This is a genomic window from Dyadobacter jejuensis (genome assembly GCF_003149085.1).
GTDB lineage: Bacteria > Bacteroidota > Bacteroidia > Cytophagales > Spirosomataceae > Dyadobacter > Dyadobacter jejuensis.
Genome location: NZ_QGDT01000038.1, coordinates 1 through 3,254, shown reverse-complemented (window position 1 = coordinate 3,254; position 3,254 = coordinate 1). Strand labels below are relative to the sequence as shown.

Genomic DNA, 3,254 nt, shown 5'->3' with positions numbered 1-3,254 from the left:
AAAGGTGGTCAGGCCCTGGTATTCTTAAGGTAATAAAAGAACAGTTTGGGGTGGATTATAAACCCAGTCAGTCCTATAAATTAATTGACAGAATGGGGCTGGTATTCAAAAAGGGAAGTGGGGTAACCATAGCAAAATAATGTGTAGTTTATTGATATTGTTTCACCAAAATTGACGAAGAGCCTAACAATATCCATAATGAACGACGGTTGTGGGAAGGAATCATATTGTAACAAAATAAAAAACGCAGGGAATTTTGAAGGGAACTGCGACCAATTTGAAGCTTTTACCAAGGGATCAGGCAGAGATCTGGTTGCTACTGAGTATCAACCAGTAGGGTTTCTGTAAAACCTAAACATGTAGCATTCCCGACACCCTTAGGAAATTGATATCGTTAATTTTATTTGTCTTTGACAATCAGATTTAACGGTAGCTTCAACAAAAATGAGAATGTTGGCCTTCATTAAAGAAATGGGTGCAATGTTCCACGAAATCAACTTAATGATATATAATACAGTGAATTACGGTTAAAAAAATCAAATTTTCCGTTTCTGCTTTCATTTATTGTTTTCAAAATTTAAAATCTCTTCCAAGTCGAAATCTACGGATCCCTTTAAAACATCTTCTGAAAAGTCAAATTTTCCGCGCAAATTGACATGTGTCCAGCTGACGGGCGATGACTGCACAAGGGCTTTAACCATCTCAGCACGCTGTTTATCGGAGACTTTTATAAGTTCCTTGGATAAGTATAAATTATGCCGGCCTTGTCGCGCAGCAACTGCCAGCTCAGGCCCCGTTTGTCCAGGTATTCAGCCCCTTGGGTCTGCTTCAGATTTAATTCAAAAGACTTAAAGTCTGTTATTAGTGTGGCGATGTCCTTAGGATCATTTTCTTTAACTGCTTCCGGGTCGGGCGGCGTTCTGTCGGGCGTTGCTACGCTAACCTGCGCAACACTTACCAGTGTGGGGCTAACGAGTCCCGCAGCTTTTTTCAAGGCTTCGTGCTTGTTAATACCATCTTTGTTCATGATAAAATCGATGACGTCCAGGCTTTTGCCGTGGGTCTTGCAGTTTCCGGAAAAGCAGTAAACCGTGCCGGTTTTCTCATAGACCTGCATGGAAGGCGTTTTGTCGTCGTGGAACGGGCAGCAGATCCGGCTGTTTTTATCGGGTTTGATGCTATAATGGCCAAGTACTTCGAGGATATTCAGGCGTTGCTTAATCTGTGATATTTCCATTGAAAAATATTTTCAGAAACTTTACTGTGTATGATCAGACACAAAAGTATAAGATTATACCAATTAGTCATAGTCGTATTGTGTTTTTTAGTGCACTTTAATTCCTTATTTTTGTCAATACATTGTCATTTAGTACACAAAGGCGTATTTGTATGAAGAATATTGCGACGGTAATCACTGCTTTAAGGAAGGAAAAAGGCTGGTCACAGACTGACCTGGCCCGTGAAAGTTCTATTTCAAGGGAGATCCTGGGCAAGTACGAAAGGGGCGAAGCTGCACCTTCCATTGATTTTGCAAAGCGTATCGCCGACGCTTTGGGCGTGACGCTGGATTACCTGGTAGGCGAAGGCCAAAGTGCTTCCCTAGACAAAAAAAATGTCCAACGGCTGCAAGCCATTGAACAATTACCCGAAGATGAAAAGAAAACCGTTTTTGCCCTACTGGATGCTTTTATCAGGGATTTTAGAGCTAAACAGCAATATGCGGTATAAGGCCAACAATATTTCACGATTGTTATCAGTAATCAGGATCTAATTTGAAATCTAATCGGGGTTCCATCTGGTAAATTGTGGATTTGTTTTGCCAGTTCCGAATTATAAGAGAGGTTGTCTACAATCCCCAATTCAGAAAGATTTTCTATTTGGTATTCTCCGCCAACAACAAATGGCTTCTTAGGGCAAAGTCTATTTCCTAAACCTAAAAGGGCGTTGCTATTTTCCCAATCTGCTAATAAACTCTCACCAGTTAAGAAATCACCATCTTCATGCAATAATCCGAGCCAATCGGAAAAACTGTTGCTATTATCTTCAAAATCACCTGTCTCTATATTGAATAAAACTACACGGCTACCTTGGAATCCAAATTGATTACCGAATAAGTCCTGTCCAAAAAAGAAACTATCTTTTGCAAGTTCTCCAAACTCATTTTTTATTGTCCTATTTAGATTGACGATATCGTGTTCTAAATTATAGGCACCATATGAGTACATATGCAAAGACTTACTGTAAAAGAAGCCACCATTTGAGGCTTTAATAAATTCGAGATAAAGCGAATCCATGTTGGACATAACCGATTTCGCAAGAGAATATGGTGATGCTACTTCTATGTCTGTCTTTTTACTTAAAATGTTTTGTATCATGGGTTTTCAATTTTAGGAAGTATTCTTACTCTGGTTCCATCAGGCAATTGTCTTATTTGTTGCCCGATACTAGCCCCAGCACCTCTATTATCTGATGATGGAATATGCCTAACACTTGAGGCACTTCCAGTATTAATCACAGCAGGAGGGGCTTCGTCCCTATCCATCCCTCTTTGCGTATTTGTACCACTGAGGTTTTCCCTTCTTCTTGCACTTGCTCCTGCCCTATCAATGACCCCTTCGTTACTCGCCCCATTTTGGATTGCCTCAGAGAGATGTTTTGCTGATTCTGGATGTTTATTCCCATCAATAAATATATCTATTATCTGCTTTACTGCCGGGATCTCTGAAATATTCTCTCCAAGTTTCTTTAAAGTACTACCACCAACTAAAGGCACGAGTGCACCACCAGTTGCCAAGACCTTATCTGTTGTAGTAGCATTTGTGCCGTCCAAATTTACGGCATTACCGCCTCGAGTCAACATCGTGGTTACTACAGCCGCATCATTTACATCTGTGTAACTCAATGCCTTGCCCAATGCCTGTTCAGCGTTGTTTGCAAAGGTTGTGGCATTTCTTTTTACAGCCTCCCACTGAGATTTGGCCTCAGTCAAGAGCATTGATCCCGGCCCGCCACAGCACGCAAATTTTCCATCAGGATCAGAGAACCTGATGGGGTTGTTGAATGAGTAATGATACGGCGAAAATTCGAGCTGCCCTTCAGTTTCAGGATCGATGCTAAAGAACCTGCCAATAGTCGGATCATAAAACCGCGCTTGAAGATTGCATATTCTGTTCTATACTGACCCCCTTCTGGTGATACTGACCCCTCTATAAATAGTTTTGGAGCGTAGACTCCAATGGTCTGACAATTTTACA

General features: G+C 41.0%; 5 protein-coding genes and 1 pseudogene. 2 read left to right on the top strand and 4 right to left on the bottom strand.

Annotated elements, in window-relative coordinates; genetic code table 11:
* Positions 1-140, top strand: a 140-nt coding sequence (locus tag CLV98_RS24270) for a helix-turn-helix domain-containing protein (protein WP_146202311.1), incomplete at its 5' end; no start/stop codon positions are given.
* A 587-nt stretch (positions 141-727) separates the two neighbouring features.
* Here CLV98_RS24270 and CLV98_RS22960 read toward each other — a convergent pair.
* Complete coding sequence (locus CLV98_RS22960; protein ID WP_109678454.1) at positions 728-1,237, bottom strand: CHC2 zinc finger domain-containing protein; 510 nt, start codon at positions 1,235-1,237, stop codon at positions 728-730.
* Between the two features lie 152 nt (positions 1,238-1,389).
* Here CLV98_RS22960 and CLV98_RS22955 point away from each other — a divergent pair, with 152 nt between their 5' ends.
* Positions 1,390-1,728 (top strand): helix-turn-helix domain-containing protein, encoded by a 339-nt coding sequence (locus CLV98_RS22955; protein WP_109678452.1) that lies wholly within the window; start codon positions 1,390-1,392, stop codon positions 1,726-1,728.
* A gap of 32 nt (positions 1,729-1,760) precedes the next feature.
* Here the strand turns inward: CLV98_RS22955 and CLV98_RS22950 are convergent, their stop codons facing one another.
* The 3 genes and pseudogenes from CLV98_RS22950 to CLV98_RS24265 all read right to left on the bottom strand — a co-directional run.
* A complete protein-coding gene (locus tag CLV98_RS22950; protein WP_109678450.1) occupies positions 1,761-2,375 on the bottom strand; it encodes an SMI1/KNR4 family protein in 615 nt (204 codons plus the stop codon).
* Positions 2,372-2,989 (bottom strand): NucA/NucB deoxyribonuclease domain-containing protein, encoded by a 618-nt coding sequence (locus CLV98_RS22945; RefSeq protein ID WP_229203545.1) that lies wholly within the window; start codon positions 2,987-2,989, stop codon positions 2,372-2,374. The genes CLV98_RS22950 and CLV98_RS22945 overlap by 4 nt, the downstream gene beginning before the upstream one ends.
* A 48-nt stretch (positions 2,990-3,037) precedes the next feature.
* Positions 3,038-3,166, bottom strand: a pseudogene (locus CLV98_RS24265) (RHS repeat-associated core domain-containing protein); the annotation flags it as partial.
* Positions 3,167-3,254: the final 88 nt, after the last annotated feature.

What these genes read in the sequence shown, in the direction of transcription:
- CLV98_RS22960 (WP_109678454.1), bottom strand. Translation starts at nt 1,237, where the DNA reads ATGGAAATATCACAGATTAAGCAACGCCTGAATATCCTCGAAGTACTT.
- CLV98_RS22955 (WP_109678452.1), top strand. Translation starts at nt 1,390, where the DNA reads ATGAAGAATATTGCGACGGTAATCACTGCTTTAAGGAAGGAAAAAGGC.
- CLV98_RS22950 (WP_109678450.1), bottom strand. Translation starts at nt 2,375, where the DNA reads ATGATACAAAACATTTTAAGTAAAAAGACAGACATAGAAGTAGCATCA.